The 26,274-nt window shown below is 63.6% G+C and carries 31 protein-coding genes and 1 pseudogene; 10 read left to right on the top strand and 22 right to left on the bottom strand.

Features of this window, described 5'->3' with window-relative positions; all coding sequences use genetic code 11:
* Nucleotides 1-98: 98 nt before the first annotated feature.
* The gene (locus tag NKH16_RS11605) at nucleotides 99-1,409 is read right to left on the bottom strand and encodes an ABC transporter substrate-binding protein (RefSeq protein WP_023676994.1); all 1,311 of its coding nucleotides are present in this window, start codon (nucleotides 1,407-1,409) and stop codon (nucleotides 99-101) included.
* Nucleotides 1,410-1,623: 214 nt separating this feature from the next.
* The gene (gcvA, locus tag NKH16_RS11600; RefSeq protein ID WP_292662413.1) at nucleotides 1,624-2,535 is read right to left on the bottom strand and encodes a transcriptional regulator GcvA; all 912 of its coding nucleotides are present in this window, start codon (nucleotides 2,533-2,535) and stop codon (nucleotides 1,624-1,626) included.
* 110 nt (nucleotides 2,536-2,645) lie between these two features.
* On the opposite strand from gcvA, the gene NKH16_RS11595 reads away from it, so the two are divergent.
* Nucleotides 2,646-2,831 (top strand): hypothetical protein, encoded by a 186-nt coding sequence (locus NKH16_RS11595; RefSeq protein ID WP_254815832.1) that lies wholly within the window; start codon nucleotides 2,646-2,648, stop codon nucleotides 2,829-2,831.
* Between the two features lie 75 nt (nucleotides 2,832-2,906).
* Here NKH16_RS11595 and NKH16_RS11590 read toward each other — a convergent pair whose 3' ends face one another.
* Nucleotides 2,907-3,866 (bottom strand): sugar-binding transcriptional regulator, encoded by a 960-nt coding sequence (locus tag NKH16_RS11590; RefSeq protein ID WP_352449479.1) that lies wholly within the window; start codon nucleotides 3,864-3,866, stop codon nucleotides 2,907-2,909.
* A gap of 358 nt (nucleotides 3,867-4,224) precedes the next feature.
* Between NKH16_RS11590 and NKH16_RS11585 the strand changes: the two genes are divergently transcribed.
* Nucleotides 4,225-4,857, top strand: coding sequence for an HAD family hydrolase (locus NKH16_RS11585; protein ID WP_352899435.1), 633 nt, complete (start codon nucleotides 4,225-4,227; stop codon nucleotides 4,855-4,857).
* Between the two features lie 22 nt (nucleotides 4,858-4,879).
* Here NKH16_RS11585 and NKH16_RS11580 read toward each other — a convergent pair whose 3' ends face one another.
* From NKH16_RS11580 to ureC, 7 genes are all read right to left on the bottom strand, one after another.
* The gene (locus NKH16_RS11580) at nucleotides 4,880-5,647 is read right to left on the bottom strand and encodes a class II aldolase and adducin N-terminal domain-containing protein (RefSeq protein ID WP_352899432.1); all 768 of its coding nucleotides are present in this window, start codon (nucleotides 5,645-5,647) and stop codon (nucleotides 4,880-4,882) included.
* 84 nt (nucleotides 5,648-5,731) lie between these two features.
* Nucleotides 5,732-6,373, bottom strand: a complete 642-nt coding sequence (gene ureG / locus NKH16_RS11575; RefSeq protein ID WP_352588667.1) for an urease accessory protein UreG — start codon at nucleotides 6,371-6,373, stop codon at nucleotides 5,732-5,734.
* Nucleotides 6,370-6,810, bottom strand: coding sequence for a DUF3995 domain-containing protein (locus NKH16_RS11570; protein ID WP_352899429.1), 441 nt, complete (start codon nucleotides 6,808-6,810; stop codon nucleotides 6,370-6,372). The genes ureG and NKH16_RS11570 overlap by 4 nt, the downstream gene beginning before the upstream one ends.
* Nucleotides 6,807-7,514, bottom strand: coding sequence for an urease accessory protein UreF (locus tag NKH16_RS11565; RefSeq protein WP_352899427.1), 708 nt, complete (start codon nucleotides 7,512-7,514; stop codon nucleotides 6,807-6,809). Before NKH16_RS11565 ends, NKH16_RS11570 begins: the two co-directional genes overlap by 4 nt.
* A complete protein-coding gene (locus NKH16_RS11560) occupies nucleotides 7,489-8,079 on the bottom strand; it encodes an urease accessory protein UreE (protein ID WP_352899424.1) in 591 nt (196 codons plus the stop codon). Before NKH16_RS11560 ends, NKH16_RS11565 begins: the two co-directional genes overlap by 26 nt.
* Before the next feature lie 57 nt (nucleotides 8,080-8,136).
* The gene (locus NKH16_RS11555; RefSeq protein ID WP_352899422.1) at nucleotides 8,137-8,730 is read right to left on the bottom strand and encodes a hypothetical protein; all 594 of its coding nucleotides are present in this window, start codon (nucleotides 8,728-8,730) and stop codon (nucleotides 8,137-8,139) included.
* A 47-nt stretch (nucleotides 8,731-8,777) separates the two neighbouring features.
* Nucleotides 8,778-10,490 (bottom strand): urease subunit alpha, encoded by a 1,713-nt coding sequence (gene ureC, locus NKH16_RS11550; RefSeq protein WP_502900674.1) that lies wholly within the window; start codon nucleotides 10,488-10,490, stop codon nucleotides 8,778-8,780.
* A 179-nt stretch (nucleotides 10,491-10,669) separates the two neighbouring features.
* On the opposite strand from ureC, the gene NKH16_RS11545 reads away from it, so the two are divergent.
* The gene (locus NKH16_RS11545) at nucleotides 10,670-11,053 is read left to right on the top strand and encodes a hypothetical protein (protein WP_352455917.1); all 384 of its coding nucleotides are present in this window, start codon (nucleotides 10,670-10,672) and stop codon (nucleotides 11,051-11,053) included.
* Between the two features lie 126 nt (nucleotides 11,054-11,179).
* Nucleotides 11,180-11,674 (top strand): hypothetical protein, encoded by a 495-nt coding sequence (locus NKH16_RS11540; protein ID WP_352449488.1) that lies wholly within the window; start codon nucleotides 11,180-11,182, stop codon nucleotides 11,672-11,674.
* A gap of 26 nt (nucleotides 11,675-11,700) precedes the next feature.
* Here NKH16_RS11540 and NKH16_RS11535 read toward each other — a convergent pair whose 3' ends face one another.
* The 5 genes from NKH16_RS11535 to NKH16_RS11515 are packed head-to-tail and all read right to left on the bottom strand — an operon-like array spanning nucleotide 11,701 to nucleotide 14,065.
* Nucleotides 11,701-12,006, bottom strand: a complete 306-nt coding sequence (locus tag NKH16_RS11535) for an urease subunit beta (protein WP_023677008.1) — start codon at nucleotides 12,004-12,006, stop codon at nucleotides 11,701-11,703.
* Nucleotides 12,007-12,013: 7 nt separating this feature from the next.
* The gene (locus NKH16_RS11530) at nucleotides 12,014-12,607 is read right to left on the bottom strand and encodes a HupE/UreJ family protein (protein ID WP_352456010.1); all 594 of its coding nucleotides are present in this window, start codon (nucleotides 12,605-12,607) and stop codon (nucleotides 12,014-12,016) included.
* A gap of 28 nt (nucleotides 12,608-12,635) precedes the next feature.
* The gene (locus NKH16_RS11525; RefSeq protein WP_352455915.1) at nucleotides 12,636-12,893 is read right to left on the bottom strand and encodes a DUF1272 domain-containing protein; all 258 of its coding nucleotides are present in this window, start codon (nucleotides 12,891-12,893) and stop codon (nucleotides 12,636-12,638) included.
* Between the two features lie 19 nt (nucleotides 12,894-12,912).
* Entirely contained in the window at nucleotides 12,913-13,215 is a 303-nt protein-coding gene (locus NKH16_RS11520; protein ID WP_023677011.1) for an urease subunit gamma, read from the bottom strand.
* 28 nt (nucleotides 13,216-13,243) lie between these two features.
* Nucleotides 13,244-14,065 (bottom strand): urease accessory protein UreD, encoded by an 822-nt coding sequence (locus NKH16_RS11515; protein ID WP_502901512.1) that lies wholly within the window; start codon nucleotides 14,063-14,065, stop codon nucleotides 13,244-13,246.
* 223 nt (nucleotides 14,066-14,288) lie between these two features.
* Here NKH16_RS11515 and NKH16_RS11510 point away from each other — a divergent pair, with 223 nt between their 5' ends.
* The 4 genes and pseudogenes from NKH16_RS11510 (at nucleotide 14,289) to NKH16_RS35000 (ending at nucleotide 16,593) form a co-directional block, all read left to right on the top strand.
* Entirely contained in the window at nucleotides 14,289-14,543 is a 255-nt protein-coding gene (locus NKH16_RS11510; protein WP_023677013.1) for an acyl carrier protein, read from the top strand.
* A gap of 4 nt (nucleotides 14,544-14,547) precedes the next feature.
* The gene (locus NKH16_RS11505; RefSeq protein ID WP_352899419.1) at nucleotides 14,548-15,756 is read left to right on the top strand and encodes a beta-ketoacyl-[acyl-carrier-protein] synthase family protein; all 1,209 of its coding nucleotides are present in this window, start codon (nucleotides 14,548-14,550) and stop codon (nucleotides 15,754-15,756) included.
* 134 nt (nucleotides 15,757-15,890) lie between these two features.
* A pseudogene (locus NKH16_RS35005) lies at nucleotides 15,891-16,130 on the top strand (glutathione S-transferase N-terminal domain-containing protein); the annotation flags it as partial.
* A 97-nt stretch (nucleotides 16,131-16,227) separates the two neighbouring features.
* The gene (locus NKH16_RS35000; RefSeq protein WP_502911691.1) at nucleotides 16,228-16,593 is read left to right on the top strand and encodes a glutathione binding-like protein; all 366 of its coding nucleotides are present in this window, start codon (nucleotides 16,228-16,230) and stop codon (nucleotides 16,591-16,593) included.
* 21 nt (nucleotides 16,594-16,614) lie between these two features.
* Here NKH16_RS35000 and NKH16_RS11495 read toward each other — a convergent pair whose 3' ends face one another.
* The 4 genes from NKH16_RS11495 to NKH16_RS11480 all read right to left on the bottom strand — a co-directional run bounded on the left by NKH16_RS11495 (nucleotide 16,615) and on the right by NKH16_RS11480 (nucleotide 18,864).
* A complete protein-coding gene (locus tag NKH16_RS11495) occupies nucleotides 16,615-16,743 on the bottom strand; it encodes a hypothetical protein (RefSeq protein ID WP_302893450.1) in 129 nt (42 codons plus the stop codon).
* Complete coding sequence (locus NKH16_RS11490) at nucleotides 16,730-16,990, bottom strand: hypothetical protein (protein WP_352539907.1); 261 nt, start codon at nucleotides 16,988-16,990, stop codon at nucleotides 16,730-16,732. The genes NKH16_RS11495 and NKH16_RS11490 overlap by 14 nt, the downstream gene beginning before the upstream one ends.
* A gap of 70 nt (nucleotides 16,991-17,060) precedes the next feature.
* Entirely contained in the window at nucleotides 17,061-17,681 is a 621-nt protein-coding gene (locus tag NKH16_RS11485) for a nucleoside triphosphate hydrolase (protein WP_352539906.1), read from the bottom strand.
* A gap of 76 nt (nucleotides 17,682-17,757) precedes the next feature.
* Entirely contained in the window at nucleotides 17,758-18,864 is a 1,107-nt protein-coding gene (locus tag NKH16_RS11480) for a hypothetical protein (protein ID WP_352836122.1), read from the bottom strand.
* A 233-nt stretch (nucleotides 18,865-19,097) separates the two neighbouring features.
* Between NKH16_RS11480 and NKH16_RS11475 the strand changes: the two genes are divergently transcribed.
* Entirely contained in the window at nucleotides 19,098-19,988 is an 891-nt protein-coding gene (locus tag NKH16_RS11475) for a D-alanyl-D-alanine carboxypeptidase family protein (protein ID WP_352899416.1), read from the top strand.
* A gap of 33 nt (nucleotides 19,989-20,021) precedes the next feature.
* Here the strand turns inward: NKH16_RS11475 and NKH16_RS11470 are convergent, their stop codons facing one another.
* A complete protein-coding gene (locus tag NKH16_RS11470) occupies nucleotides 20,022-20,828 on the bottom strand; it encodes an AraC family transcriptional regulator (protein WP_352474758.1) in 807 nt (268 codons plus the stop codon).
* A 202-nt stretch (nucleotides 20,829-21,030) separates the two neighbouring features.
* Here NKH16_RS11470 and NKH16_RS11465 point away from each other — a divergent pair, with 202 nt between their 5' ends.
* Nucleotides 21,031-21,951: a zinc-binding dehydrogenase gene (locus NKH16_RS11465; RefSeq protein WP_352899413.1), complete on the top strand. Its 921-nt coding sequence runs from the start codon at nucleotides 21,031-21,033 to the stop codon at nucleotides 21,949-21,951.
* 29 nt (nucleotides 21,952-21,980) lie between these two features.
* On the opposite strand, the gene NKH16_RS11460 is transcribed toward NKH16_RS11465, so the two are convergent.
* Nucleotides 21,981-25,409 carry a DEAD/DEAH box helicase family protein gene (locus tag NKH16_RS11460; protein WP_352899411.1) on the bottom strand — a complete coding sequence of 1,143 codons (3,429 nt, stop codon included), beginning with the start codon at nucleotides 25,407-25,409 and terminating at the stop codon, nucleotides 21,981-21,983.
* A gap of 57 nt (nucleotides 25,410-25,466) precedes the next feature.
* Nucleotides 25,467-26,228: a protein NO VEIN domain-containing protein gene (locus NKH16_RS11455; protein WP_352899408.1), complete on the bottom strand. Its 762-nt coding sequence runs from the start codon at nucleotides 26,226-26,228 to the stop codon at nucleotides 25,467-25,469.
* Between the last annotated feature and the right edge of the window lie 46 nt (nucleotides 26,229-26,274).

The raw sequence follows: 26,274 nt of genomic DNA, 5'->3' as shown, positions 1-26,274 counted from the left end.
GGTCGGCCAAGTTTTTCAGCGGTGTGAAGGCTGGCCGCCCGAACTGGGATTCGGGCGGCCGTTGCCGGTCGCCATTGGCAACCGGCACCGGGAGGAGCTTACTTGATGTAACCGCCCTCGGTCATCGTCGCGGTGGCGGCGTCCTGCGCCTGCTTCAAGGCATCGTCGACGCTCGACTGGCCGGCAAGTGCCGCCGAGAAGAGCTGGCCGACGGTGGTGCCGAGACCCTGGAACTCAGGAATGGCGACGAACTGGACGCCGACATAAGGCACCGGCTTGACGGTCGGGTGCGTCGGATCGGCGGAGTTGATCGAGTCCAGCGTCATCTTGGCGAAAGGTGCTGCCTTCTGGTATTCGGGATTGGCATAGAGCGACGAGCGTGTTCCCGGCGGAACGTTGGCCCAGCCTTCCTTCGAGGCGACGAGCTCGGCATAGTGCTTGCTGGTTGCCCAGGATACGAATTTTTGAGCGGCGTCGGCCTTCTGCGTGCCGGCGGGGATGGCTAGCGACCATGCCCACAGCCAATTGCCGCGCTTGCCGAGGCCATTGTCCGGCGCCAGCGCATAGCCGACCTTGTCGGCGACGGTGGAGTTCTTCGGGTCGGAAACGAAGGAGGCAGCGACGGTAGCGTCGATCCACATGCCGCATTTGCCCTGCTGGAACAGCGCCAGGTTTTCGTTGAAGCCGTTGGACGACGCGCCCTCGGGGCCGTCGGCCTTCATCAGGTCGACATAGAACTGCAGCGTGTTCTTCCATTCGGGCTGGTCGAATTGCGGCTTCCAGTTCTCGTCGAACCAGCGCGCGCCGAACGAGTTCGACATGGCGGTCAGGAAGGCCATGTTCTCGCCCCAGCCGGCCTTGCCGCGCAGGCAGACGCCGTTCACGCCGTTGGCGCGGTCGGTCATCTTGTCGGCGGCCTGCTTGATGAAGTCCCAGGTCGGTGCATCGGGCATCTTGAGCCCGGCCTTTTCCATCAGGTCCTTGCGGTACATGACGAAGGAGCTTTCGCCGTAGAACGGGGCTGCGTAGAGCTTGCCGTCGACCGACAGGCCGCCTGCTATGGCCGGGATGATGTCCTTGACGTCGTAATCGTCGCCGAGTTTGTCGAGCGGCAAAAGCCAGTTCTGCTTGGCCCAGATCGGCACTTCATAGGTGCCGATAGTCATCACGTCGTACTGGCCACCCTTGGTGGCGATGTCGGTGGTGACGCGCTCGCGCAGGACGTTTTCCTCGAGCGTGACCCACTGCAGCTGAATGTCGGGATTTTTGGCGGTGAAGTCGTCGGTCAGCTTCTGCATGCGGACCATGTCGCCATTGTTGACCGTGGCGATGGTGATGGATTCGGCATGCGCGGCGAAAGCGAGGGCGCTGGCCGAGAACAGGCCTAGGGTGAACGTGCGAAGTTTCATCAAAATTCCTCCCATAAACCAAGATGAGCATTTGCCTTGGCTGTGAGCAATTACTCACTTGCGATGAATTATGTCAAGACGGATTCGTTGCTGCAGCGCAGCACGCCGGGTCTCGTGCAGCGGCAAGCCTGGGACGTTTGCGGCATGTCTGACGAAGGATTCGGCCGGGCTGATTGGGCCCGGCGCTTTGCTATCGGGCTTGCTGGGATTCAGCCTACTGGCAAGCGATCTCGCTCAGGATCCAATCGCGGAAGGCGCGGATCTTCGGCACGTTGCGTCGTGCCGTCGGATAGACCAGCCAATAGGCGTGGCCGTCGTCACCGACCAGATCAAAGGGCTGGATCAGGCGGCCGTCGGCAAGTTCGGTCTTGAACAGCGCCTTGGTAACGATCGCCACGCCGTGGCCGGCAATCGCGGCATTGGCCTCGTAGGCCTGCGCGCCCATGCTGGTGCCGGGACGCTTGGCCAGCTCCTCGACCGGCAGGCCGGCGGCGGCAAACCAGTCCCGCCACCAGATGTCACCCGGGTCGAGGATCGGCAGCCGCAGCAGGTCGGCCGGCTCCTTGACGCCGCCGATGCTTGCCGCGAGCTTTGGACTAAGGACCGGCGTGAAATCGGCCCTGAAAAGCATATGGGTCTCGACGCCCGGCCAGTTGCCGCCGCCGGAGCGGATGGCGATGTCGATATCCTCTCTGGCAAAGTCGACAACCCTGTTCGAAGTATCGACGCGCACCGCCAGCGACGGATGCGCGACCTGGAACGAACCGAGATGCTGCGCCAGCCAATTGGAGGCAAATGTCAGCAGCGTCGAAACGCAAAGCACGCCATCGGCGCCGGTGCGCGCGGCGGCATAGGCGCCGCTCAACAGCGCGAACGCCTCGCTGACCGCGGGCGCCAGGCGCTGGCCCGGTTCGGTCAGCACGATCTGTTTTGGCTGGCGCAAGAACAGGGGCGCGCCGATGCGCTCCTCCAGAAGCTTGATCTGATAGCTTGCCGCCGCCTGCGTCATGCCAAGCTCCTGGGCGGCCTTGGTGAACGAGAGATGCCGCGCCACCGCCTCGAACACCCGGATCGCCTGAAGCGGAGGAAGCTGCGAAACCAGCTGCCGTGAATTGAGCTCCGGCATAAGCCCTCCTTATGGGCAGTGATCGACGTTTGATTGGCGGCACCGGCCGGTCCTACCGATATTCCGTATTGAAGATCAATTACGCCTAGAGATAGCGAAGGCTGACGATCATGACCACAATACAGGAAAAGCTGCTTCTTGCTCCAGCCCATGGCTGGTTTTCACGGTTGGCGCGGGGATTGGCAAGGCACGCGGCGCGGAAACGGGCCTATCTCGACGTCCGGGAGCTGCCGCCGCACCTGCAGCGCGACATGGGCTTTCTCGACGGCAACGATCCTTGCGGCCGGCACCAGTAGTGACGCTCGTTTTATCGGGGATTCAGATGCGTTTCGATTTCACATGATCGTTTCCGACCGCCAGCGGCTCGGAGATCATGCGCCCGCCGCCAAGGCGGCGGCGGTCCGCTCATCGGTGATGAGGCCGTTGACCAGCCGCCGGTTGACGGCGGCGAAGATGCCCGGCAGCTTGCGGTCGCCCATGGCAAGCGCGATCACCAGCGACTTTTCGCGCGACGGCAGCGGTGCCGACGACACTCGATCATTGGTGATGCCCTCGATCATGCGGCCGTCACGATCGAATACCCAGCCGACGATCTCGGCGACGCCGCCGGCCTTCTGCAGCGCCTTTAATTCACCCTCCGAAATGAAGCCGTCCTCGTAAAGCGGCGCCTTCGGGCCGAGATCGCCGATGCCGACAAAGGTGACGTCGGCCTCGGCCGCAAGCGCCAGCGTCGGCTGGATCATCGGCTGGCTGAGCAGCATCTCGCGCTCCTCGGGCGAGGAAGCGATGACCGGCAAAGGCATCGGAAACGAACGCGCCTTGACCCTATCGGCCATGGTGAAGATGACGTTGTAGAAGGCCGCCGAGCCGTCCGGCGAGATGTTGCCGGTCAGTGACACCACCTTGTGCTGCGGGCATTCCATCGGCGGCAGTTGCTCGATCGCGGCCTTCAGTGTGCGGCCGGTGCCGATCGCCATGACGATCGGCACCGGCGACCGCAGCCGCCGTTCGATCTCGGCCGCCGCCGCCTCGGCGACGCCGATGACGGTGGAGGAAGAAGAAGGGTCGCTCGGCACCACCTCGACCAGATCAAGCGCAAAGCGCGATTTCAGCCGTGCCGCAAGGTCGAGGCAATTGGCGATCGGGTGGTCGACGCGCACCTTGATCAGCCCTTCGGAGACTGCGAGCGACACCAGCCGCTGCGCCGTCTGCCGCGAGATGCCAAGCGTGGCGGCGATCTGGTCCTGGGTGTTGCCTGCGACATAATAGAGCCAGCCGGCACGCGCCGCGTCGTCCAGCCTGTTGCCGCCGCTGTCCTGCCGCGAATTCAAGTTCCTGCCTCCCAACCCCGCCGAGCATAAGAGGCGGAGCGCAGTAGTTTCGCAGGGAATGAACTTGCGCGCAATTGCCTATTGTAAGAGCAATTGCTTAGTAATGAAACTTGGTGTTTGGAGCGAAGTGACAGGTCGACCCAGTCTCGTTGCAACAGCAAGGCTGTCGAGGTCGCACCAATCCCGGTTCTAAAGCGCGTTGCGTTCGATCGGCCTCATGCGACGCGTTTTAGGTTTTTTTATGCATGTCGTCATCGCAAAACCGCTGCACACTTTGCGCGACATGCATTAGCGGGGACGCGGCGGTTTATCTCGCGCGCTAAACGCTTTAAGGAATTTTTTGAGAATGGAGCCTTGCATGACGCCGAAAGCGGTTTTCTGGGATATGGACGGCACGCTGGTCGACAGCGAGCCGCTGCACGAGGCGGCGCTGATTGCGGCGCTGCACAGCGTCGGCATCGCGCCGCCGGCCGACCTGCATGAGCGCGTGCTCGGCATCGCCGCAGGGCCGGTCTACGAAATGCTGCGCGACGAGTTCGGCCTCGACCTGCCTTTCGACGACTGGATCGTGCGCAAATACGATCACTATCTGCCGATGGCCGAAACGCTGATGCCACGCACCGGCGCGATCGAGATTTTCAATGAGCTGCGCGCGCTTGGCGTGCCGCAAGCGGTGGTGTCCAACTCGGATAGGCTGATCGTCGATGCCAATCTGCGCGCCGTAGGCCTCGTATATCCCGGCATGAAGACGGTCAGCCGCAACGACGTGCGTGAAGGCAAGCCGCATGCCGAACCTTTCCTGCGCGCCGCCTGGTTGGCCGACGTCGATCCCGCCGAGGCCGTGGCGGTCGATGACAGCGTGACCGGCGCCACGGCGGGGCTGGCAGCTGGAATGAAGACGATCTTCTGGCCAGAGGTGCCCATGGAGGGGCCGCCGGGGGCGATTGTCATCAACAGCGCCGGCGAATTGCGGGCCGAACTCGGGCTTTAAGGCAGGCCCGGCGGGACCGCGCTCAACTCCGGTAGGCAGGCTCCTGCTCGTCGAGGATCGCCTTCAGTTCGGAAAGGTGGCGCTCGGCCTGGCCGGGATAGTCTTCCTGTTCCCTTGCCGCTTTCTCCGCGATCTCATCCGACAGAACCCGCAGCGGCCGGCCGGTCCACAGCGCCTTGATATAGGTTTCGGCGGCGCGCTCGAAATAGAACATGCGGTTGAAGGTGTCGGCGACGCTGTCGCCGATGACCAGCACGCCATGGTTGCCCATCACCATCACCTTGACCTTCGGGTCGACAAGAAGCTGGGAGCAGCGCTCGCCCTCTTCCTCGAAGGCCAGCCCGCCATAATGAGCGTCGACGACATGGCGGTTGAAGAAGATCGCCGAGTTCTGGTCGATCGGCGGCAACGTCGAGTCGGCGAGCGAGGCAAGCACGGTGGCGTGGATCGAGTGGACATGCATGACGCAGCGTGCATGACGCACGTTGCGATGGATGGCGCCATGCAGGCCCCACGCCGTTGGATCGGGCGCATTCGGGCCGGCCAGCGTGTCGGGATCGTTGGCGTCGATCAACAGCAGGTCGCTCGCCTTGATGCGCGAGAAATGCACCTGGTTGGGGTTCATCAGGAACTGCGAACCATTGTCGTTGACGGCCAGTGAGAAATGGTTGGCCACCGCCTCGTGCATGTTGAGCCGCGCCGTCCAGCGGAAGGCGCAAGCGAGGTCGACGCGCTCCTCATAGAACGGCAGGTTGGTCAGCACTTCCTTCTGCAGGCGCGTGATGCTCATCGTAAACCTCCGTGAAAGAGGCGAGGATGCCGCGCGACTGGAACGCGCGCAACCGGTTTCGTTTGGTGCAGGCGAACGCGATTGCTATGCCGCCGTGCTGGTGGCAGTGCCGGCTCTCAGCCCGCCATACTCGACGATGAAATCTATCACCTCCTGAAGCCCTTTGCCGCGCGACAGGTCGGTGAAGCCAAACGGCCGTTTGCCGCGCATGCGGGCAGCGTCGCTTTCCATCACGTCGAGATTGACGTTCACATAGGGCGCAAGGTCGCTCTTGTTGATGACCAGGAAATCCGACCGCGTGATTGCCGGGCCGCCCTTGCGCGGGATCTCCTCGCCCTGGCAAACCGAGATGACATAGAGCGTCAGGTCGGCAAGGTCCGGCGAGAAGGTGGCGGCGAGGTTGTCGCCGCCCGATTCGATGAAGACGATGTCGAGATCCGGGAATTTTCTGGTCATTTCGGCGATCGCCTGCAGATTGATCGAGGCGTCCTCGCGAATGGCGGTGTGCGGGCAGCCGCCGGTCTCGACGCCGATGATGCGATCCTCAGGGAGCGCCTGCAGCCGGGCCAGCATCATGGCGTCTTCCTTGGTGTAGATGTCGTTGGTGACGACGGCGATGGAGAACTCGTCACGCAGCGCCTTGCAGAGCTTTTCGGTGAGCGTCGTCTTGCCGGAGCCGACCGGGCCGCCGATGCCGATGCGAAGAGGACCGTTGGCTTGTGTCATCCAGGGAACTCCGTGATGGCAAGAATGGCGAAGCCGAGCCCGATCAACAGACAGAGCGGCGAATAGTAGCTGACATCAAGCCGCGCGAAAGGCTGTTCGGGCGCCAGCCGGCGCCACCAGGGCGTGAAGCCGGCAATGCCGCGCGCCAGGAAGACCAGTGCGATGAGCAGCGCTGTGGCGGCAAGCCCTGCCTTGGGAAAGGGCGTGGCAAACACACCTTCGAGCGCCATCGGCCACAGTGTCGCCAGGCCCAGGCATGCGGCAACGGCGAAGCTGGCGAAGGGTGCCGGCATCTCGTCGACGCCGCGAAAGCCGATGACCGCGCGAGCGCAGGAGGCGGCGTCCCTGCCCGGCCAGATGCCGCCAATGCCCCAATAGACATGCAGTGCTGTGATCAACAGCAGGACGAGCGAGAGGGCGAAAGCGAGGACGATCATGAGCGGAACAGCCGCGAATACTGGGCCTCGTGCTTCATCGCCGTGACGTCGGAGATGAAAGCGCAGCCGCCGAGATCATCGAGGGTCGAGCCGGCAGCGCGGTCGGCCGTGGCCAGGGCAAGCGGTTCGAAGGCGGCCAGTAGCGTCATCGCGGCACTCTGGCCAACGATGCCAAGCCGGATCGCAGCCTGGACGAGATTGGAGAAGAAGGCCTGCAGAAAGGCCGCCAGGGCGTCCCGCAGCGCAATGCCGTGATCGCCGGCAACGGCGCCGACGGCAACGCAATAGGCACATTCGGCCGGCAGGCGATCCAGCACCTGGCACGGCCAGGCGAAGGCCGCCTTCAGGAAAGCAGCGCCCTGCAGCATGGTCTCGGCATGGCGCTCGCGCGAGCCTGCCAGAGCTTCGGCAAGGGCGACGATTTCATCGAGATCGCCGGTTTCGCGTGCCCTGCGCCAGCTTTCGGCAAACAGCACCGCATCATTCCAGCCCGAACCCATCTCGACCAGCGTTTCCAGCCACGCGGCGAGCTCTTTGCTGTCGGCAACCAGCCCGGCATGCACGGCTTGCTCGAGACCATGGCTGTAGGAAAAGCCGCCGACCGGGAAGGAAGGCGACAGCCACGCCATCAGCCGCAACAAAGCAATATTGGAAGGCTGGGCAACGTTGGAAGGCTGGTCAGTCATGGTCATGGTCATGCTCATGCGAATGGCTGTGGGAATGCGATTCGCTATGGCCATGGGAATGCGCTTCGGCGTGGCTGTGCGCATGCGCCTCGGCATGAGCGTGGCCGTGGCCGCCATGCCCGGAATAGGCGCCGCGCACCGGCTTGAACGGCTCGGAGACGTCGCTCACCGTGGCGCCCAATCCCTCCAGCATCGCCTTGATGACATGGTCGCGCAGAATGAGGATGCGCCCAGCTTCGATGGCGGCTGCGAGATGGCGGTTGCCGATGTGCCAGGCAAGCTCTGCCAGATGGACAGGGTCGCTGGCCCTGATATCGTAGAGCGGCTCCTCGGCCGCGACGATCTCGATGTGGCGGCCATCCTCCAGCACCAGCCGGTCACCATGGTTCAAGGTCACCGGTTCGGGCAGGTCGACCAGCACCTTGTCGCTACGGGCCGTTTCGATGGCGCGACGGCGCAGATGCCGCTCGTCATGGGCAAGCACCGCCCGGTCGTATGGCGGGGTGGTTCCGGCTTCGCCTGCGGCCAGGACGGCGACGGCGCGCGGGAATTTGGTGAAGTCGGTGCGAATATCGAGCTTCATGTAAAAACTGCCTCTCCAAAAAAGCCTAGCCTATCGCGTCCGCCGCCCCAATGGCGCTCAAACAATCGTGTCGAAGAGCCGCAGGATGAACGATATCTGATAGACGAGCGCGCCGGCGACAAAGGCGATGTGAAAGCGGCGGTCGCGCAGCGGGATCGCAATGACGCAAAGCGCGACGAAAACCGGCGTGCGGATCAGATATTCGCCGCCAAAATGGGCGAAATGCTCCGGCCCTTTCAGCAGCGTATCGATTACGTCGAGCAGATAGGTCGCCGCCAGCAGGCCGAAGAACCAGGCCCGGCGCGAATAAAAGAAATCCTCATAGCTGGTGTAGTCCAGCATCGAATCCGGAAACAGCAGCGCGCAGAGCAGGAACAGCGTGACGGCGTAGAAGATGATGAACAGGTATTTGCCGAAGGTCCAATTCTCGATCTGGAACAGGCCGAACTCCCACCACCAGAAATGCACCAGCATTAAAAGCACCGACGCAACCCAGGCGAGGTGCACGGGATAGAGCCGGTATTGGCCGGGATGCTGGACGATGCGGGCGACCCCCGACAGCAGGCGGGTGACGCCGAGGCCGATCACCATGCCCAGGACGATGCGGATATGCGGGAAGATGTCGTGGGCGTTGGGGAGTTGCGGGTCCATAAGCCTGGCGCGGCATGTTCTACATCGGTCGTTCTAACGCCTATGGTTCAGAACAGGAAGTAGCGTTGCGCCATCGGCAGCACGGTAGCCGGCTCGCAGGTCAGGAGTTCGCCGTCGGCGCGGACCTCATAGGTTTCGGGGTCGACCTCGACATGCGGCGTGGCGTCATTGAGCACCATCGAATGCTTGCCGATGCCGCCGCGGGTGTTTTCGACCGCGACCATCTGCTTGTCGACGCCGAGCCTGCCGCGCAGGCCGGCGTCGAGCGCGGCCTTCGAAACGAAGGTTACCGACGAATTGGTCATCGCCTTGCCGTAGGCCCCGAACATCGGCCGGTAATGCATCGGCTGCGGCGTCGGGATCGAGGCGTTGGGATCGCCCATCGGGGCGGCGGCGATCATGCCGCCGATCAGCACCATGTCCGGCTTGACGCCGAAAAAGGCCGGATTCCACAGCACGAGGTCGGCGCGTTTTCCCACCGCCACCGAGCCGATGTCCTTCGACAGGCCATGCGCGATGGCCGGATTGATGGTGTATTTGGCGATGTAGCGGCGGACGCGGAAATTGTCGTTGTCGCCGGTCTCCTGCGGCAGCGAACCGCGCTGGCGCTTCATCTTGTCGGCGGTCTGCCAGCAGCGGATCGCCACTTCGCCGACACGGCCCATGGCCTGGCTGTCCGACGAGATGATCGAGAAGGCGCCGATGTCGTGCAGAATGTCTTCGGCGGCGATGGTTTCCTTGCGGATGCGGCTTTCGGCAAAGGCGATATCTTCGGGGATCGACGGCGACAGATGGTGACAGACCATCAGCATGTCGAGATGTTCGGCCAGCGTGTTGACCGTGTAGGGGCGGGTCGGGTTGGTCGAGGACGGAATGACGTTAGGCAGGCCGCAGACCTTGATGATATCAGGCGCGTGGCCGCCGCCGGCGCCTTCGGTGTGGAAGGCATGGATGGTGCGGCCCTTGATCGCCGCGACCGTGTTTTCGACGAAGCCGGACTCGTTCAGCGTGTCGGTGTGGATCATCACCTGCACGTCGTAATCGTCGGCGACCGACAGGCAGCAGTCGATTGCAGCCGGCGTCGTGCCCCAGTCCTCGTGCAGCTTCAGCGAGCAGGCGCCGGCGAGCACCATCTCCTCAAGCGCGGCAGGCAGCGACGCGTTGCCCTTGCCCGACAGGCCGATATTCATCGGGAAGGCGTCGAAAGACTGGATCATGCGCGCCAGATGCCACGGCCCAGGCGTGCAGGTGGTGGCCAGCGTGCCGTGCGCCGGGCCGGTGCCGCCGCCGAGCATGGTGGTGATGCCCGACATCAGCGCTTCCTCGATCTGCTGCGGGCAGATGAAGTGGATATGCGCGTCGAAGCCGCCGGCGGTCAGGATCTTGCCCTCGCCGGCGATTATCTCGGTGCCGGGACCGATGATGATGGTGACGCCGCCTTGGGTATCCGGATTGCCGGCCTTGCCGATCGCGGCGATACGGCCGTCCCTGAGGCCGATATCTGCCTTGACGATACCGGCGGTGGCATCGACGACCAACGCATTGGTGATGACGGTGTCGACCGCGCCTTGCGCGCGCGACACCTGGCTCTGGCCCATGCCGTCGCGGATGACCTTGCCGCCGCCGAACTTCACCTCCTCGCCGTGAAGAGTGAGATCCCTTTCGACCTCGATGAACAGCTCGGTGTCGGCGAGCCGGACCTTGTCGCCGACGGTCGGGCCGTACATCTGCGCATAGGCGGCGCGGGTGATTTTAGCCATCAGCAATTGCTCCCGAAATACAGCCCGAAAATACCGCTTGTCGAAGCCGGGCCCCACATTGCCGCCATCCTATGGTCACGCAATGACCCGCTGAGCGACACTTTCCGATCCCATTTAGCGTTTGAGGTGGCCGGGCCACCCCAAAACGACCATTTGCCAATCGATGGAAAGGAACATCCATGCGCAAAACGACCCTTCTGGCAGCCGCCGCCACGCTGGTGCTCGCAACCGCCGCCAGCGCCCAGCAACAGCCTACGCAGCAGCCCAGTCCGGCGCCGGCTGCGCCTGCTCCTGCCGCGCCCGGGGCGCAGCCGCAGGCGCCCACCATCCAGGCGATCAACGTCGTCGATATTAAGGATCTGCCCGCGGACACTCAAGCCAAGGTCAACGAGGTGATCGCCAAGCGCAGCGATGCCGACCTGCAGAAACTGCGCGGCTCGATCGACGCGACACCGCAGGTCAAATCCGCGCTCGAAGCCAAGGGGCTCACCTCGGCGCAGGTGATCGCCGCCAGCATGAGCACCAATGGCGCGCTGACGCTGATCACCAAGAAAGCGAGCTGACGAGACGAGGCGGCGGGCCGGCGCCCGGCCAGCCCGCCGCATCGCAAAGGGAACCTTCACGGGGGACGTTACGTTTCGGTCCTGTCGCCCTGACACGAGCCTCGAAAAGGACCCTGAGAACGAGCGATGGCGATCACCACCTTCTCCGACACCAGATGGCTGCATGGGATTGCCGCGACCGCGTTTCTGGCAGCCAGCATTCCGCACGCCGCGCTGAACGCGCAGAGCCTCGACAGCGCCGAGACCGTCAACCGGATCGTCGGCTCGGAGGTCGGCCAGGAAGAGGCCCAGACAAATGCGGAAGCCGGCAAGGTCAGTTCGGCGATCGACCGCACGCGTGAAAACATCGCCGCCGTGCGCAAGACATCCAAGCTCGACAAGGTCGATATCGTGTTTCTTACCGATGCCGCGCGCACCGAAGGCGGCCCGCCGCCGGCGATCGAAAACAAGGTCAGGCAACATCGGGACGACATCGCCGAGCTGCGCAAGGAGATCGAAGCGAACGCATTGCTGTTCAACGCCATCGATTCGCGGCGAGTGCAAACCGAGGACGTTCTGGCGGTGGAATTCGACGATCCGGGAAAGGTCGTCATCTATGCGGCGGCCAAGCCGCCCGGCTGAGCCGAAACTGCTCGACGCCTTCGATCTCACAGCGCGCCCATGATCTTCTGCTGAAATCCGTAGACCTCGCGCTTGCCGCCGAACGGCACCAGGGTAACGTCGCGCTCTTGGCCGGGCTCGAAACGCATGGCGGTGCCGGCAGCGATGTCGAGGCGCATGCCGCGGGCCTTGTCGCGATCGAATCTCAGTCCCTCATTGGTCTCGAAGAAATGATAATGGCTGCCTACCTGGATCGGCCGGTCGCCGCTGTTGGCTACCTTCAAGGTGACCGTCGCCAGACCCTTGTTCAGTTCGATCTCGCCGCTTGCCGTGATGATTTCACCTGGGATCATCGCGGCCTCACACGACGCCGAAAGCGAGGCCGGCGCCAATCGCGGCACAAGCGGCGCCAGCGGCGCGGGCAAGCCCGCGGAAGCGCCAGCCGAGGCCGAGACCGGCCGCGATGCCGACGGCGTGGAGCAGTGCCGTGGCAACGGCAAGGCCCGCCATATAGCCGAGTCCGCCGACATTTTCAGGCACCTCGGTGCCATGGGCATAGCCGTGGAACAGAGCGAACAGGCCGATGACGGCGACGCCGGCCGAGACAGGAAGATCGACGGCGAGCGCAACCAGCAGCCCGAGTGCCACGACGGACGCCAGTATCGCCGGCTCGACGAAAGGCGTCGGCACATGCAGCATGCCGAGCACGCCGCCGGCCAGCATGACGCTTACGAAGGCCAGCGGCCATGCCCAGATCGCTTTGTCGCCCTTGAGCGCCGCCCATAGCCCGACGGCAATCATCGCCGTCATGTGATCGAGGCCGGAGAGCGGGTGGGAGAAGCCGGCGGTGAAGGACCAAACCGTGCCGACGCCGACATGGGCATAGGCTGGCATTGCTGCCGCCAGCAGCAGGACCGCCGACAGCGTTGAGCGTTTCATCGTAGCGGGGATCATCGGCGTACCTTCCATCTTCGAGTACCTCTCACGCCGCCTTGCGGGCCGGAGCGCAGCCCTCTGCCTTGAGGACGCGCTTGGTGGAGGCCGGATATTTCTTCAGCAGCGCTGCCGGACGGATCGGGCGGGCCGAGAAGTTGCCGCCGCAATTCGGACAGGCGCCGCCGAGCACGTTTTGTGCGCAGTCGGCGCAAAAGGTGCATTCGAAGGTGCAGATCACCGCATCCGTCGCATCGGGCGGCAGATCCTTGTCGCAGCACTCGCAGTTGGGACGCAGCTCAAGCATTTTCCTCTCCTTGCCGGTGTTATCTGATCGGCTCGTGCACGGTCACCAGCTTGGTGCCGTCTGGAAACGTCGCCTCGACCTGCACATCGTGGATCATTTCTGCAATGCCTTCCATCACCTGGGCCCGGGTGACGACATGGGCGCCGGCCTCCATCAGCTCGGCGACCGCGCGGCCGTCGCGGGCACCCTCGACGACGAAATCGGTGATCAGCGCGATCGCTTCCGGATGATTGAGCTTGACGCCGCGTTCGAGCCGCTTGCGGGCCACGATCGCCGCCATGGCGATCAGCAGCTTGTCTTTCTCCCTCGGCGTCAGATTCATGCTTTTTCCTGCGGTGGCACAATCGAAATCAGAGTGACCATAATTTGGGCAGGCCCGCCCGTCCGTTGAGCAATTCGACAAGCGGCACCAGCCGCTTGCGGAGCTGGTAGCCGTCCTCAGCGAACAGCCTCGCAAGAAGCTTGCCAGATTTCCGCACGCTCCAGAAACTGACGCCGCCCTGGCCGCCGACTATGCCCCGGGCCGGCTCGAGCAAAGCCTCTGCCCGTGGCGACAGCATCAGCAGCGTCGCCACGGCGACGGCACCGCCGGCCGCTGCGGGACGGTTCAAGGTCGCCGCAATGTCCGGGCCGATGCGGAACTCCTCTGCATGGACCAGCGCCGCGTCCTGGCGGACGCGCCAGCGGTCGTGGAAATGGCCTTGCGAAGCCCGTTCACCCATGGCCAGGCGGCCGAAGACGGTAGCCTCCAGGATCAGCGCCTCGGCTCCGGTGGCAAGCTCCACGTCAAGGCTGCGGGCAAAGGCCGAGCGGTCGAAGACGATGGTTTCCTGTGGCAGCCAGGCAATGTGGCCGTCTTCGCCGACAGTCAGCTGCACCCGCACTTCGGCGCGGTCGGATGCGGCGCGATAGATTTTCTCGCAGGCCTGCGTTGTTATGGTTGCGGAGGCGCCGGCACCGACATCGACCTCCCAGGCGAGACGGTCGCCACCGGTCAGCCCACCGGCGGTGTTGATCAGGACGGCTTCGAGCGGATCGGCCGAGACCGCCGGCATGCGGATCTTGGCCGAACCGTCCTGGTACAGACGCCGAAGACGCGTGCGGCCTCCGTTCCAGTCGCAGCCAAGCCGCGCGACGCCGGCAACACGCTGGGCCGGCGGCACTGAAGTCAAGCTATATGCGATCGTATCCACGACACCAACGTTAAGCACTGCGGCGGCTTTGTCGATATATAGCTTGTTGCTTGACAGCGTTTCGGTTTCTATAGAGGGAGCCACCTTGGTACGGTCACCGGCGCCTGGCGGGGGTAAAAGGCGACGATGACGACGTAATCGAGGACAAAAGGGGCGCTGATCAGTTGGCGTCGGGAAACGACAGAGTTGGGGAAGAAACCGAATGGCTGACCAGCTGGCAAACGATATCATCGCCAAGATCAAGGCTCATGCCGAGCCGGGCGGCGAGGAAATCACCACCAGTACCGAACTGACCGCCCTTGGCATCCATTCGCTGGAACTGACGGAGATCATCTTCGATCTCGAGGAAGAGTATGGCATCGAAATCGAGATGAACACTGTCGATGCCTGGAGCAATCTGAAGAATGTCGGCGACATGGTCGAGGCGGTTCGCGCGCTGATCGCGAAAAAAGCCTGACTGAATGCACAAGCGCGTCGTCATCACGGGCATCGGCGGATTATGCGGGCTCGGCACCAATGCATCGGCAATCTGGAATGAAATGCGCGCCGGCCGTTCGGCAATCGGCGCGATCGACAATCCGCTGCTGCATGATCTGAAGGTCAAGGTCGGCTGCGAAATCAAGGCGCTTCCCGAGCACGGCATCGACCGCAAGCAGGTCGTGTCGATGGACCGCTTCAGCCTTCTGGCGACGATCGCCGCGCGGGAGGCGGCACAGCAGGCGGGATTGAACCCGCACGCGGCCAACACCTACCGGATGGGCACCATCGTCGGCGTCGGCGTCTGCGGCTGGGAGGCAATCGAAGAGAACTATCGCGCCATCCTGCTCGAAGGCAAGAACCGCGCCGGCATCTTCACCGTCCCGAAAGTAATGCCGGGCGCTGCAGCCGGCCATGTCAGCATGAATCTTGGTCTGCGCGGGCCGGTGTTCGGCATCACCTCTGCCTGCTCGTCATCCAACCACGCCATTGCCTCGGCGGTCGATCAGATCAGGCTCGGCCGGGCCGACGTCATGGTCGCCGGCGGCACCGATGCGCCGCTGGTCTGGGGCGTCCTCAAGGGCTGGGAGGCCCTGCGGGTATTGTCGCCGGACACCTGCCGGCCGTTTTCGGCCGACCGCCAGGGGCTCGTGCTCGGCGAAGGCGCCGGCATGGTGGTGCTGGAAACATATGAGCATGCCATGGCGCGCGGCGCCGCCATCCTTGCCGAAATCGCCGGCGTCGGCCTTTCCGCCGACGCCTCCGATATCGTCGCGCCAACCATCGAAGGGCCTGAGGCGGCGATGCGCTTCTGCCTCGTCGATGCCGGGCTCAATCCCGAGGACGTCGACTATCTCAACGCGCATGGCACCGGCACCAAGGCCAACGATCAGATCGAGACGGCGGCGATCAAACGCGTGTTCGGCGGCCATGCCTACAAGCTTTCGGTGTCCTCGACCAAATCGATGCACGCCCACTGCCTCGGCGCCTCCGGCGCGCTGGAAATGATCGCCTGCGTGATGGCGATCCGCGAAGGCATCGTGCCGCCGACCGCCAATTATCGGGAAGCCGACGCCGACTGCGATCTCGACATCACGCCGAACGTGGCGCGCGAACGCACCGTGCGCACCGCGATCAGCAACAGCTTCGCTTTCGGCGGCACCAATGCGGTGCTGGCGGTCAAGGCCGTGTGACCGCACCCCTTGCGGTCCTTCACCGGGGCCGGCGCAACTTTCCATGCGCATATTGATCGCGCCAGGCGTCGCGCCTAACTCTCTGCGACCCGCCATGACCGTGCCGCTCGGCGCGGTCCCTACCAGGAGTTTCGATGACCGATCTGTCCGCGTTTCCGATTGCCAGACGCTGGCCGGCGAGCCACCCCGACCGCATCCAGCTTTATTCGTTTCCGACGCCGAACGGGGTGAAGATATCGATCGCGCTGGAGGAACTTGGCCTGCCTTACGAGCCGCATGCCGTCGATATCGGCAAGAACGAGAGCTGGACCCCGGAATTCCTGTCTTTGAACCCGAACGGCAAGATACCGGCGATGATCGATCCGGACGGCCCGGGCGGCAAGCCGATCGGCTTGTTCGAATCCGGCGCCATCCTGCTTTACCTCAGCGACAAGACCGGCAAGCTGGTCCCGGCAGACGCGACGCTGCGTTATGAGACGATCCAGTGGGTGTTCTTCCAGATGGCTTCGATCGGGCCGATGTTCGGCCAAGTCGGATTCTTCCACAAATTCGCCGGGCGCGAAATCGCCGACAAGCGCCCGCTGGAACGTTATCGCGACGAGTCGCGAGCTGATCGGCGTCCTCGAAACGAGGCTCAAGGGCCGCAGCTGGATCATGGGCGACGATTACACCATCGCCGATATTTCGATGCTTGGGTGGGTGCGCAATCTGATCGGCTTCTACGAGGCGCGGGAACTCGTCGGTTTCGACGATTTCCCCAGCGTGGGCGCATGGCTGGAGCGTGGCCTCGCCCGACCGGCGGTGCAGAGGGGCCTCACCATTCCGGCCAGAAACTGATCTTACGTCGATTCCGCTCGGCTATTTTGCCTTGGTCCGGGGCTTTGAGCCGCCCTTGCCGACTACGGAAGCAGCAAGCGACGCCGCACCTTTGGCGGTGGCAAGCACGGCACCGGCGGCGACATTGGCCGTTGCTTTAACAGTGCGCATTGCGCTGCCTGCGATCGATCCTCTGCTGCTTGCCGATCTTTTGGGCTTGGGTGCAGCGGCTTTGGCCGCGGCAGGCATCACCTTTTTCGGCACCGCCTTGCCAAAGCTGGGCTTTGCCGCATCCTTGGAGCGGGCCGCTGCTGCCGGGCCGGCGCTGGTTTTCACTCGAGTGGCTTTTGATCGTGTTGCCCTGCCCTTGGCGGGCGCAGGCTTTCTTGCCATGGTTTCCATCGAACGGTTCCCTCATGGGCACAATTGCCGTGTCCGGGATAACGGCCTGAAACTGTCAAGGTTCCGGCCGGGCGGTTCCTTGCAAGTCAGGCCAGGTCGCCGACCACCAGGTCGGCGGGCCGCCGACGGGCAAGCACGCGGTCGATGTTCGGCATATCGTTAGAGGCGATCCAGGCGCGCGCGTCCTCGTCGGAGCGGCCGTGCTCGTGCCATCGCGCCAGCAGTCGGCGCTCGAGCTCGGCGCGCGGCACATCGACGAAGATCGAGAAGTCGAACAGCGGCGCCAGCCGCGTCCAGGGTTCCTCGTCGAGCAGCAGATAATTGCCTTCGACCAGGATGAATTTGGTGTCGGCGGCGACAATTGCAGCGGCGGCGCGCGACAGCTCCATGCTGCGGTCGAAGACCGGGATGGCGATATCCGGCTCGCCGGCGCGGATGCGCTTCAGCAGCGCTTCGAAGCCGGCAAAATCAAAGGTTTCCGGAGCACCTTTTCGCGCGCGAAGGCCGCGTCGATCGAGAACGACGTCATCGTAATGGAAGCCATCCATCGGCACGACTTCCGCCGTGCCTTCCGGCAGCAGGTCGTGCAAGCCTGCCGACAATGTCGACTTGCCGGCGCCGGGCGGACCGGCAATGGCAACGATGAAGCGCGGCGCCTTGCCGGCGCGCTTGAAAATGGCAGCAGCGATATGGGCGATTTCTGACATTGGCCCCCTTACGGTGGTTCTGGCGCATTTTGGCGGCAGTTTTCGGAAATTTCAAACGCCGGATTGTGCCAAGCCTTCAATCGGGCCTGGATTGACCGATCCGCAGGAAATCGCCGTCGAAGCCGATGTCGCGCACGGCACCGTCAGCCGCCAGGATGCGCATGCGGCCCGGCGAGGTCGTGACGTCGTGCGGCGGCTCGCCGGATGGCCAAGGCAGCGCGCCGATGACATGGCGGAACGAAAAGCGGCGCCCTTCGGAAAGGGCAAAGGCGGTCGCCACGCCTTCGCGCTTCAGCCAATTGTCGCCGAGCGATGCGGCGTGGCCGACGGCCGTGCGGCCGTCCTCGATGCCGAGCACGCCGCGGTGGCGGCCGCTCCACGGCGCATAGTCGCGCCCGCCATTGCTGACCCACAGCATGGTGACCGGCAGTTCGGCCGGGTTCTTCAGCACCAGCACGAGGTCGGCTTCCGCCTGGCGCGCCAGCGCCGTCCAGCCCGGTCCGCCATGGTCGGCTTCGACCAGCGTGACGAAGTCCTCACGCAGCTGGTCCATGCGATAGGTGGTCAGGTCAATCGTGCCGCCGTCGGCAGCGGGAAAGCGCGTCAGGTCGGCGGTTCGCGCCGGGTAGGCGAGCAACGAGCGGCCGCGGGCCGGATCGGGCTCCGGCGCCTCACTCGGCGTTGCGGCAAGGCGCTTCGGCGAGAACGCTAGCCTGCCGCCGGCCGTCATCACCGTCATCGGGTGGTGGGCGACGGGAATGGCGCCGGCGCCGCCGGAAAAGACGTGCTCCTGATAGAGAAAGGGATGATCGTCGCGCAAGGTCAGGATCTTGTCGACGGTTGCGCCCATGACCGGGCGCTGCAGGCGGAAGACGGCGCGCCAGCCGTCGGCGGTTGCCGCGCTGTCGACGACGTCCCAGCGACTATTTGCCGGCCAGCCATGCAAAGGTGCCGCTTCGACGTCGCTGATCGAGAAGGGTGCGCAGAGGAAATCGCCGGACAGGTGGACCGTCCCTTCGGGCAGGTCTTTCGGCAGCATCTCGCGCGGCTCGCCGACCCAGGGTGCGCGATGCAGCGGCTTCAGCCGGCGGCCATCGATATCGACCGTCATGTCGGCGAGATGGCCGACGGCAAGATCGACCGATACCGAAATGCCCTTCGCCGTGATCGTGACCGTATCCATGTGCACCTACCGATTCAGCCCGATTCTGGCGGCCCGATTCTGTCGGCGCCAGCAAAGCCCACTCGCCGCCGGTTGCGCAAGCGCGGTGGCCGGCAATTCACATCAGGCGGCGCCACGTCGGCCTGTGGACAGGGCACCGTTCGAGGGCCAGACCGATATTAACCAAATGGACTGTGCCTTTGCGTTAAGATAGCTTCGCCTCGTCTCAGAAACTGCCTGCCTTCGGAACTGACTTGTCCGCCTTCCGGTTCTTTTCGTCCATCCACAAATGCGTCGCTGTGCTGGCGCTGCTGCTGTTTGCTGCCGGCTGCACGACTGTCACGCCGCCCGACAGCGTGCTGGCGGTACCGGCGCCGCCGCAGAAATATGCCGCCATGGTCATCGATGCCGGCACCGGCAAGACGCTGTTCGAGGTCAACTCGACGGCGCCGCGCTATCCGGCGTCGCTGACCAAGATGATGACGCTCTACCTCCTGTTCGAGGCGCTGGACCAGGGCCGCATCAGCAAGGAGACGCAAATCCCGGTGTCGGACAACGCCGCCCGGCAGCCGCCGACCAAGCTGCGGTTCAGGCGCGGCGAGACCATCGACGTCGATTCGGCGATCCGCGCCATCATCGTCAAATCGGCCAATGACGTGGCGGTCGCCGTTGCCGAATATCTCGGCGGCAGCGAAGAGGCGTTCGCCGGCATGATGACCGCCAAGGCGCGCCAGATCGGCATGAGCAGCACCGTGTTCCGCAACGCCTCGGGCCTGCCGGACGGCGACCAGCACACGAGCGCGCGCGACATGGCGGTGCTCGGCATGGCGCTGCACGCCCGCTTCCCGCAGCATTTCCACTATTTCTCTGAAAGCGACTTCATGTTCCGCGGCAGGCTGGTGCGGGGCCACAATGACATGCTCGGCCGGGTGCGCGGGGTCGACGGCATCAAGACCGGCTACATCAGGGCTTCGGGCTTCAACATCGTCACCTCCTATAATGCGGAGGGGCACAGGCTGATCATCGTGGTGATGGGCGCCGACAGCGCGCGCCAGCGCAACGACCACGTCGAGGCGCTGATCCAGCGCAGCCTGTTGCCGACCTCCGAGGCAAAGACGCGGCTGCTGTATGCCGAGGAGCAGTGATAGTTGAAGTCCGAGTGTTGACCGCGTGCGGGTTCAGGCGACAAACGCAGAGCCGCCGTTTTGCGCGACACTGCTGAGATACTTTGCCGGCGGCTTGCCAAGCGCTTTCTTGAACATGGTGATGAAGGCGGTGACCGATTCGTAACCGAGATCGGCCGAAACCTGCTGCACGCTGGCGCCGGAGGCCAGCTCGCGCATTGCGACGATCAGGTGCAGTTGCTGGCGCCAGCGCCCGAAGGTCAGCCCTGTCTCCTTCACCACGAGACGTGCGAGACTGCTCTCGCTGAGCGCGACGCGACTGGCCCATTCCGCCAGGGTGCTGCGATCGGCAGGATCTTGCGCCAACGCCGCCGCGATGCGCCTCAAGCGCGGCTCGGACGAGATCGGCAAATGCAGCTGCTGGACAGGCATGCGCGGCAGTTCGGTGAGCAGAGCCCTGGTCAGGAGCTCGCCCCTCGCGTCATCGTCCTCAACGCGATCCGTCAGCTCTATGATGAGCTCGCGCAGCAACGGCGTGATCGAAAGCGTGCAGCACCGGTCCGGCAGGTCGGCAGCTCCCGGTTCGATATAGACGAAGAAAATCCGGGCATTGGCGGTCGCGATATTGCTGTGCTCCATGTCGCCGGGAATCCACACCGCGCAATGCGGCGGCACCATCCACAGACCGCTGGGGACGCGACATGTGACGCCGCCGCCCAGCGCGAAGACGAGTTGCCCCTTGCGGTGGTGGTGGTCCGGCACCTCCGCCCCGGTTTCGGTAACGTCAACGCGCACGGCGATTGCCGGGGCGAGGACGTCATCCGGATCGAAAGGCCAGGGGTAGCGGAGCGGCTGTCTCACATTGACTGTTTTTAGCGATCGACTGCCAAGATATCTAAATTACTCAAACAGGAAAGTCGATAGTTTAGGGATGAGTAACTCAGAAGCCGACAGGCGGACTTCCATTTAGTCATGCCCTGCTTGCGTTCTGAACGTCGGACCAACAAGCCCGGCGCACGAAAACAGGCTGGCGTCCGCCACGCAGCAAGAAGGGACGATACCAATGCTCGCCTTGGTCACATCTTCCGACAGCGCCACCGGGTTGCGGCTCGCCGAGCTTGGTGAGCCCGAGCCCGCCCCGCATGAGGCGCTGGTCTCGGTCCGGGCAGTCTCGCTGAACCGCGGCGAACTGCGCTTGCTCAACATCCGTCCGAACGGCTGGGTGCCTGGCCAGGACGTCGCCGGAATTGTCGAGCGCGCCGCGGCCGACGGCTCCGGGCCGGCCGTCGGCGCCCGGGTTGCGGCTCTGGTCGACGAGGCCGGGTGGGCCGAACGGGTCGCCGTTCCGACCGACCACCTCGCCGTCCTGCCGGACGACGTCAGCTTTGTCTCCGCCGCCACTGTTCCGGTCGCGGGCACGACCGCGCTGCGGACCCTGCGCCTCGGCGGCGACCTGGCCGGCCAGCGGGTCCTGATTACCGGCGCAAGCGGCGCGGTCGGCCGTTTCCAGATCCAGATCGCCCGCCAGCAGGGCGCGTCGGTGGTGGCGGTCGCCGCTGAACGGCATGCCGACGATCTCCGCGGCCTCGGAGCCGAGCGGGTCGTCGAAACGATCGAGCTGACCGAAGGACTGTTCTCGCTGATTACCGAATCGGTGGGCGGCGATAGCCTCGCCCACGCGATCGAACGGATCGCGCCCGGCGGGACAGTCGTCATGTTCGGCTCGAGCAGCGGCGAACTCACGCCCATCGGCTTCCGCCAGTTCGTTCCGGGGCACGAAGGCGCTCGGCTGCAGACCTTCGCCTACTACGCCTCCGGTCCGGAGGTTGGCGCTGACATCGCCTCGCTGCTCGCGCTGATCGCAGCCGGCCGGCTCGAAACGCGTGTGGTCCTGACCGTGCCGTGGCGGGACGTCGGCCAAGCCCTCGACGCGCTGCGGCAGCGCAGCATCAGCGGCAAGGCGGTGCTTACCGTGACCGAATGAGCAGGCGGTGGCGCCGGACGGGACGGTGTCTATCCCAAGGCTGCTACTGCGGTGTCGCTGATTTCGCGGATGCGGTTGACGAGCCTCATCACACGGTCCTCGTCAAAGACCTGCTCAGGTCCAGTAGGCGCGACGTCGGTGAAGGGCGGCTCATAGAGCAGGCTTGGATCCATCGTGCCCTGGTCGGTCAGGTGCTCGATGATCATGCCTACGAACTCGATCTGTGCGGCAGACGCTGTGCCCGCAGACAGGAACTCGCCAAAGGCCTCTGAAACGGCTGCGCGGTCTAGTCCAACCAATGAACGCACAAAGCGACCGAAGCCATGGCTCGTCTCTCGGGCACGTTCGATGTCGCTGGTGTCACCAATGCCGGCGTCGAGCAGCATCTTCTCCAGCTCGGCTAGGTCGCGAATCGTTAGCGGCTTTCCCTGTTTCAATTTGTGCAGGACGAGATGGTCCTCATGCTTCCTGAGAAAGTGGCGTGCCTTTTGCTTGAAGCGAGCGAAGTCGGCTTCGCCTACTTGGGGCAGGTCGATTTCCAGGCCCTCGCCGATCTCGTCGGCGAAATCGGAATAGACCATCGCTTTCCGGCCCTTCTCGATGTGCTGGACGAGATCACGCAGCCGTAAACGGACCAGCTCTAGCAAAGGAACGCTGACGCCTTCCCACCAGATGTCCGTCTGAATCTCCTCGATCAAGGCGGCCTGATGAGCAATTGCCGGAATGCCAGTCTGGTCCTCCAGCGCTGACGCGATCTCGAGGAGTTGCTTTTTCAAGGTGCTGAAGCGCCTGGAGCCCTTCAGCAGCGCGAGCTGCAGCGAGAACATCAACAGGTCGAACCGTTTGGCTTCCTCGGTTCCGAACTGCTTCGCCGACGGCAGAGGTGCAATCTCGTCAACGAGTTCCTTTCGCTTCTCGTCGTCGATCGCAATCCAGGCTTCCGGCTTCTGGTACTTGTCCACCGCGCGACGACGTTGGCGCACAATGAAGTTGTCCAGATTCAACCCAGCTACGGTGTCGCGCAGAACGTCAACTGCATCGGTTCTGATATCCTCCTCGGTCGGCGGCGCGGCGACACCGTCCGGGACCTTGAAAGGCGTAGGATCCTCAGCCAGGCCATCGGACCTTTGTTTCTTTTCATCGAGCGCACGCACCAGATCGAGCCGCGCCGCAAACAGCCGTTCAGACAGCGATTTCGCAGAGCTTGCTTCCTTCAGTTCCGGATTGGCGCCGAAGAATTCGAGATTCTGGCAGTAGTCGAAAACACGGAAGAATTCCTTGTCCTGGCCAGGTCCGAAAAGGTCCGGACAAAGCCGGGTGCCGCGCCCCATCATCTGCCAGAATTTCGTTTTTGAGCGCACCTGCTTGAAGAAGACAAGATTGACCACTTCGGGGACGTCGATGCCCGTATCGAGCATGTCGACCGAGATAGCGATGTGAGGCGCCTTCGTCTTCTTCGAAAAATCGTCGATCAGTGTCTGCGCGTACGCGCCGCTTTCATAGGTAATGACGCGGGCAAAGTGGCCGGCGAGGTTCGGATAGGCCGCGTTGAATCGCGCCTCGATGAACAACGCATGTGCCTGGTTCTTGGCGAAGATGATGGTCTTGCCGAGGCGGTCGCCACCTTCGACCTTGATGCCGTTGGTCATCAGGTGCGCGACAACGAGATCGCCGGTGTCCGTGTTGAACAGCCGCTTATTGACCTCCGCGGCATCGACGCTGTCGGGGATCTCCTCCTCGCCCCATTCCAGCATATCCCAACGGTCTTTCTCCTCATCACTCAGATCGTCGTAGCGCAGGCCTGAACGCACAATTTTCAGCGGCACGGAAATCGCCTTGGGCGGCACCAGATGGCCATCGGCCACTGCCTCGTCTAGCGAGTAGGCATCGGTCGGCACACCGTCTTCGAGATCGAATAGCGAATAGGTGTTGTGGTCGATCTCGTCCTTGGGCGTCGCCGTCAGCCCGACGAGGAAGCTGTCAAAATATTCGAAGATCGCTCGGTAGCGCTGGTAGACAGAGCGATGCGCCTCATCAATGACGATCAGGTCGAAGTGACCCGGGCCAAATTTGCGCTTTTCGTCGGCCTTTCCGTCGATCAAGTTCATCATCGTCGGGTAGGTCGACAGAAAGACGCGGCCCTCGCTGGTCCGTTCGGTGACGAGATTGACGGGCGCTGAGTCCGGCAGATGCGCCTTGAACGCGCCTCCCGCCTGGTTGACCAGTGCGACGCGGTCGGCGAGGAACAGCACGCGCTTCACCCAACCGGCGCGCATTAGCAGGTCGACCAGCGCGATAACTGTGCGCGTCTTGCCTGAGCCGGTCGCCATTACCAGCAGCACCTTCCGCTCGCCATCCTTTTCAAAGCTACGTGCAATAGCCCTGACGGCTCGGTGCTGATATGGACGCTCGATTATGCGGCGATTGATCGCCTCTGAGCTTATCGACTTGCGGCTTGCGCGGCGTTGGATGATCAATTCTAACTCGTCCCGCTTGTAGAAGCCGCCAATCTGGCGCGGTGGATATGTCTGATCGTCCCAGATCCAGTGCTCATAGCCGTTCGAATAAAAGATGACAGGCCGCTGGCCATAGCGCGCTTCCAGGCGGTCGGCGTAGAGCTTAGCCTGCTGCTGACCCTGCCGGGCATCCTTGCGCGTGCGCTTGGCCTCGACAAGGCCGAGCGGCTTGCCGTCGGCGCCCCACAGAACATAGTCGACAAAGCCGACGCCCTCGTTGTTCGGCATGCCCTCGACGCGGAACTCAAGATCTTCCGGCCTGTCCAGCGCCCAACCGGCCTCGCGCAGCAACAGGTCGATGTAGCGGTCGCGGGTTTCAGCCTCGTTGTAGTCATGCGCGGAAGGCGTCGCCTCGGCCGCACGGCGGGCCGCCGCCACCTCGGCGCGCAGGCGCTGCAATTCGGCGTCGAGGTTCTGTTTGTCTGAAAGCAGCTTGGTCAGCTCGCCGTTCTTCGCGTCGAGCAACTCCTGCTGCGCCTTCAGATGCGCGAAGGCTTTCTTCAGTGTCTCGTCCCGCCGCGACAGAACCGATGCGTCAAACGCCAGCCCATCCGCAGGCGTGTTCTTTCGAGCATAGGTGCGAGCCAGCCAGAAGCAGACGTGGAAAAGCTCTTTTACCGCGCCCGCTGCATCGCCTCGACGGATCGTCTTCTCCTCGTGCACGGCGCGATTGCGCAACGTATTGATGAATTTTGCTTTGGCGAACACCGCTTCACCCGCGGCGCGGCGAAAGCTCGGCTCATGCAGCAACGCTGAGATGTTATCCTGATAGGGTAGCTTCAGACCGGGGTCAGCGCGAAACGCCCATTTGACCGCGAGCTCGACCGTCTTGCCGGCGAAGAACGCCGCAGCCGTCGGCGATACCGCCGCCTGCCGCTCGGCCTCAACCGCCGCCTCGTGGACAATAGGAAACTCGGCAGCGAGGAAGGCGAAGTTGGACATGGCTGAAAACTACGGTAGCGGAAAGAATTCGCAAGCAGATTCAAATACTGAGCCGCGTTAGAACTCTGCCCGCCAGATAGCAGCCTTGAGCAACACAGATCTGTCGAGCGGTGGGGTGAGTTCGAACGCACGCGGTTGGCGGGCGAAATCGAACAGTCGCACAAGCCGGAAAGCATCTGGCCGCTCCTCTGAAAAGGCCCGTTCGTTCTCCGAAAGCAGAAACGGGGTCTGCTTGTGACCCTTCGTGGTCTTCACCTCGATCAGCCGCTCGCGGCCGGCCGGATCGAACGAGCGGATGTCATAGCCGGCGCCATCGCCATCCTCCACTGATACCCAACGCACCTTTCGGGCAAGATCGTCGCGCCCTGCCACACGCAAGCCTGACTGTTCGGCAAAGAAGACGCGCTCCTCTCCGTCGTTGCCCAGTTGTCGATTGCGAGCGTCCCGGAGCGCAGGATCGAACCTCCGGACGATCCGCCCCAGCACGGGCGGCCCCGCTTCGAAATCCGTGACAGGCGGCGCCTCGAAGAAGATTGGTTGAGGCTCGAGCAAGCCGAGTGCGGACGCTGTCGCTATTGGGTTCTCGAAGAGCGCCGGGTCGCCGGCGATATGGCGCTCGACGCCGTCGACTAGCGCACGCTGGAAGTTGGCCATTGGCTTGTAGCCGGCGATCCATTGCATGCCGAGCCGATAGAGCACCGCGCTGATATTCTGGTGTTTGAATTCGATCGAACCGCGGCTGCGGCCAATCAACTCCTGAAGCTGCGCGTTGCGCTGCGCCTTCACGAAGGGACGGCCCGTCAGCTCCAGCGACAGCATGTCGAAATAGTCGGCGACGATCAGGTCAATCTCGCGATCGGTCCAA

This window comes from Mesorhizobium sp. M1307, assembly GCF_040318155.1.
GTDB lineage: Bacteria > Pseudomonadota > Alphaproteobacteria > Rhizobiales > Rhizobiaceae > Mesorhizobium.
The sequence above is the reverse complement of the archived record's forward strand: the minus strand, read 5'-3'. Positions and strand labels throughout refer to the sequence as shown.

Bases quoted from the DNA above. Each gene is read 5' to 3' on its own strand.
- NKH16_RS11520 (WP_023677011.1), bottom strand. From the start codon at position 13,215: ATGAATCTGACGCCGAGGGAGAAAGACAAGCTGCTGATCGCCATGGCG.
- NKH16_RS11570 (WP_352899429.1), bottom strand. From the start codon at position 6,810: ATGATCGTCCTCGCTTTCGCCCTCTCGCTCGTCCTGCTGTTGATCACA.
- ureC (WP_502900674.1), bottom strand. From the start codon at position 10,490: ATGGCTAAAATCACCCGCGCCGCCTATGCGCAGATGTACGGCCCGACC.
- NKH16_RS11530 (WP_352456010.1), bottom strand. From the start codon at position 12,607: ATGATCCCCGCTACGATGAAACGCTCAACGCTGTCGGCGGTCCTGCTG.
- NKH16_RS11525 (WP_352455915.1), bottom strand. From the start codon at position 12,893: ATGCTTGAGCTGCGTCCCAACTGCGAGTGCTGCGACAAGGATCTGCCG.
- NKH16_RS11585 (WP_352899435.1), top strand. From the start codon at position 4,225: ATGACGCCGAAAGCGGTTTTCTGGGATATGGACGGCACGCTGGTCGAC.
- NKH16_RS11545 (WP_352455917.1), top strand. From the start codon at position 10,670: ATGCGCAAAACGACCCTTCTGGCAGCCGCCGCCACGCTGGTGCTCGCA.
- gcvA (WP_292662413.1), bottom strand. From the start codon at position 2,535: ATGCCGGAGCTCAATTCACGGCAGCTGGTTTCGCAGCTTCCTCCGCTT.
- NKH16_RS11495 (WP_302893450.1), bottom strand. From the start codon at position 16,743: ATGCGCACTGTTAAAGCAACGGCCAATGTCGCCGCCGGTGCCGTGCTT.
- NKH16_RS11540 (WP_352449488.1), top strand. From the start codon at position 11,180: ATGGCGATCACCACCTTCTCCGACACCAGATGGCTGCATGGGATTGCC.
- NKH16_RS11595 (WP_254815832.1), top strand. From the start codon at position 2,646: ATGACCACAATACAGGAAAAGCTGCTTCTTGCTCCAGCCCATGGCTGG.
- NKH16_RS35000 (WP_502911691.1), top strand. From the start codon at position 16,228: ATGAGACGATCCAGTGGGTGTTCTTCCAGATGGCTTCGATCGGGCCGA.
- NKH16_RS11455 (WP_352899408.1), bottom strand. From the start codon at position 26,228: ATGCTGTCGCTGGAGCTGACGGGCCGTCCCTTCGTGAAGGCGCAGCGC.
- NKH16_RS11555 (WP_352899422.1), bottom strand. From the start codon at position 8,730: ATGGACCCGCAACTCCCCAACGCCCACGACATCTTCCCGCATATCCGC.
- NKH16_RS11480 (WP_352836122.1), bottom strand. From the start codon at position 18,864: ATGGATACGGTCACGATCACGGCGAAGGGCATTTCGGTATCGGTCGAT.
- NKH16_RS11580 (WP_352899432.1), bottom strand. From the start codon at position 5,647: ATGAGCATCACGCGCCTGCAGAAGGAAGTGCTGACCAACCTGCCGTTC.
- NKH16_RS11565 (WP_352899427.1), bottom strand. From the start codon at position 7,514: ATGAGCATGACCATGACCATGACTGACCAGCCTTCCAACGTTGCCCAG.
- NKH16_RS11605 (WP_023676994.1), bottom strand. From the start codon at position 1,409: ATGAAACTTCGCACGTTCACCCTAGGCCTGTTCTCGGCCAGCGCCCTC.
- NKH16_RS11465 (WP_352899413.1), top strand. From the start codon at position 21,031: ATGCTCGCCTTGGTCACATCTTCCGACAGCGCCACCGGGTTGCGGCTC.
- NKH16_RS11535 (WP_023677008.1), bottom strand. From the start codon at position 12,006: ATGATCCCAGGTGAAATCATCACGGCAAGCGGCGAGATCGAACTGAAC.
- NKH16_RS11505 (WP_352899419.1), top strand. From the start codon at position 14,548: ATGCACAAGCGCGTCGTCATCACGGGCATCGGCGGATTATGCGGGCTC.
- NKH16_RS11485 (WP_352539906.1), bottom strand. From the start codon at position 17,681: ATGTCAGAAATCGCCCATATCGCTGCTGCCATTTTCAAGCGCGCCGGC.
- NKH16_RS11460 (WP_352899411.1), bottom strand. From the start codon at position 25,409: ATGTCCAACTTCGCCTTCCTCGCTGCCGAGTTTCCTATTGTCCACGAG.
- NKH16_RS11490 (WP_352539907.1), bottom strand. From the start codon at position 16,990: ATGAGGGAACCGTTCGATGGAAACCATGGCAAGAAAGCCTGCGCCCGC.
- ureG (WP_352588667.1), bottom strand. From the start codon at position 6,373: ATGACACAAGCCAACGGTCCTCTTCGCATCGGCATCGGCGGCCCGGTC.
- NKH16_RS11510 (WP_023677013.1), top strand. From the start codon at position 14,289: ATGGCTGACCAGCTGGCAAACGATATCATCGCCAAGATCAAGGCTCAT.
- NKH16_RS11560 (WP_352899424.1), bottom strand. From the start codon at position 8,079: ATGAAGCTCGATATTCGCACCGACTTCACCAAATTCCCGCGCGCCGTC.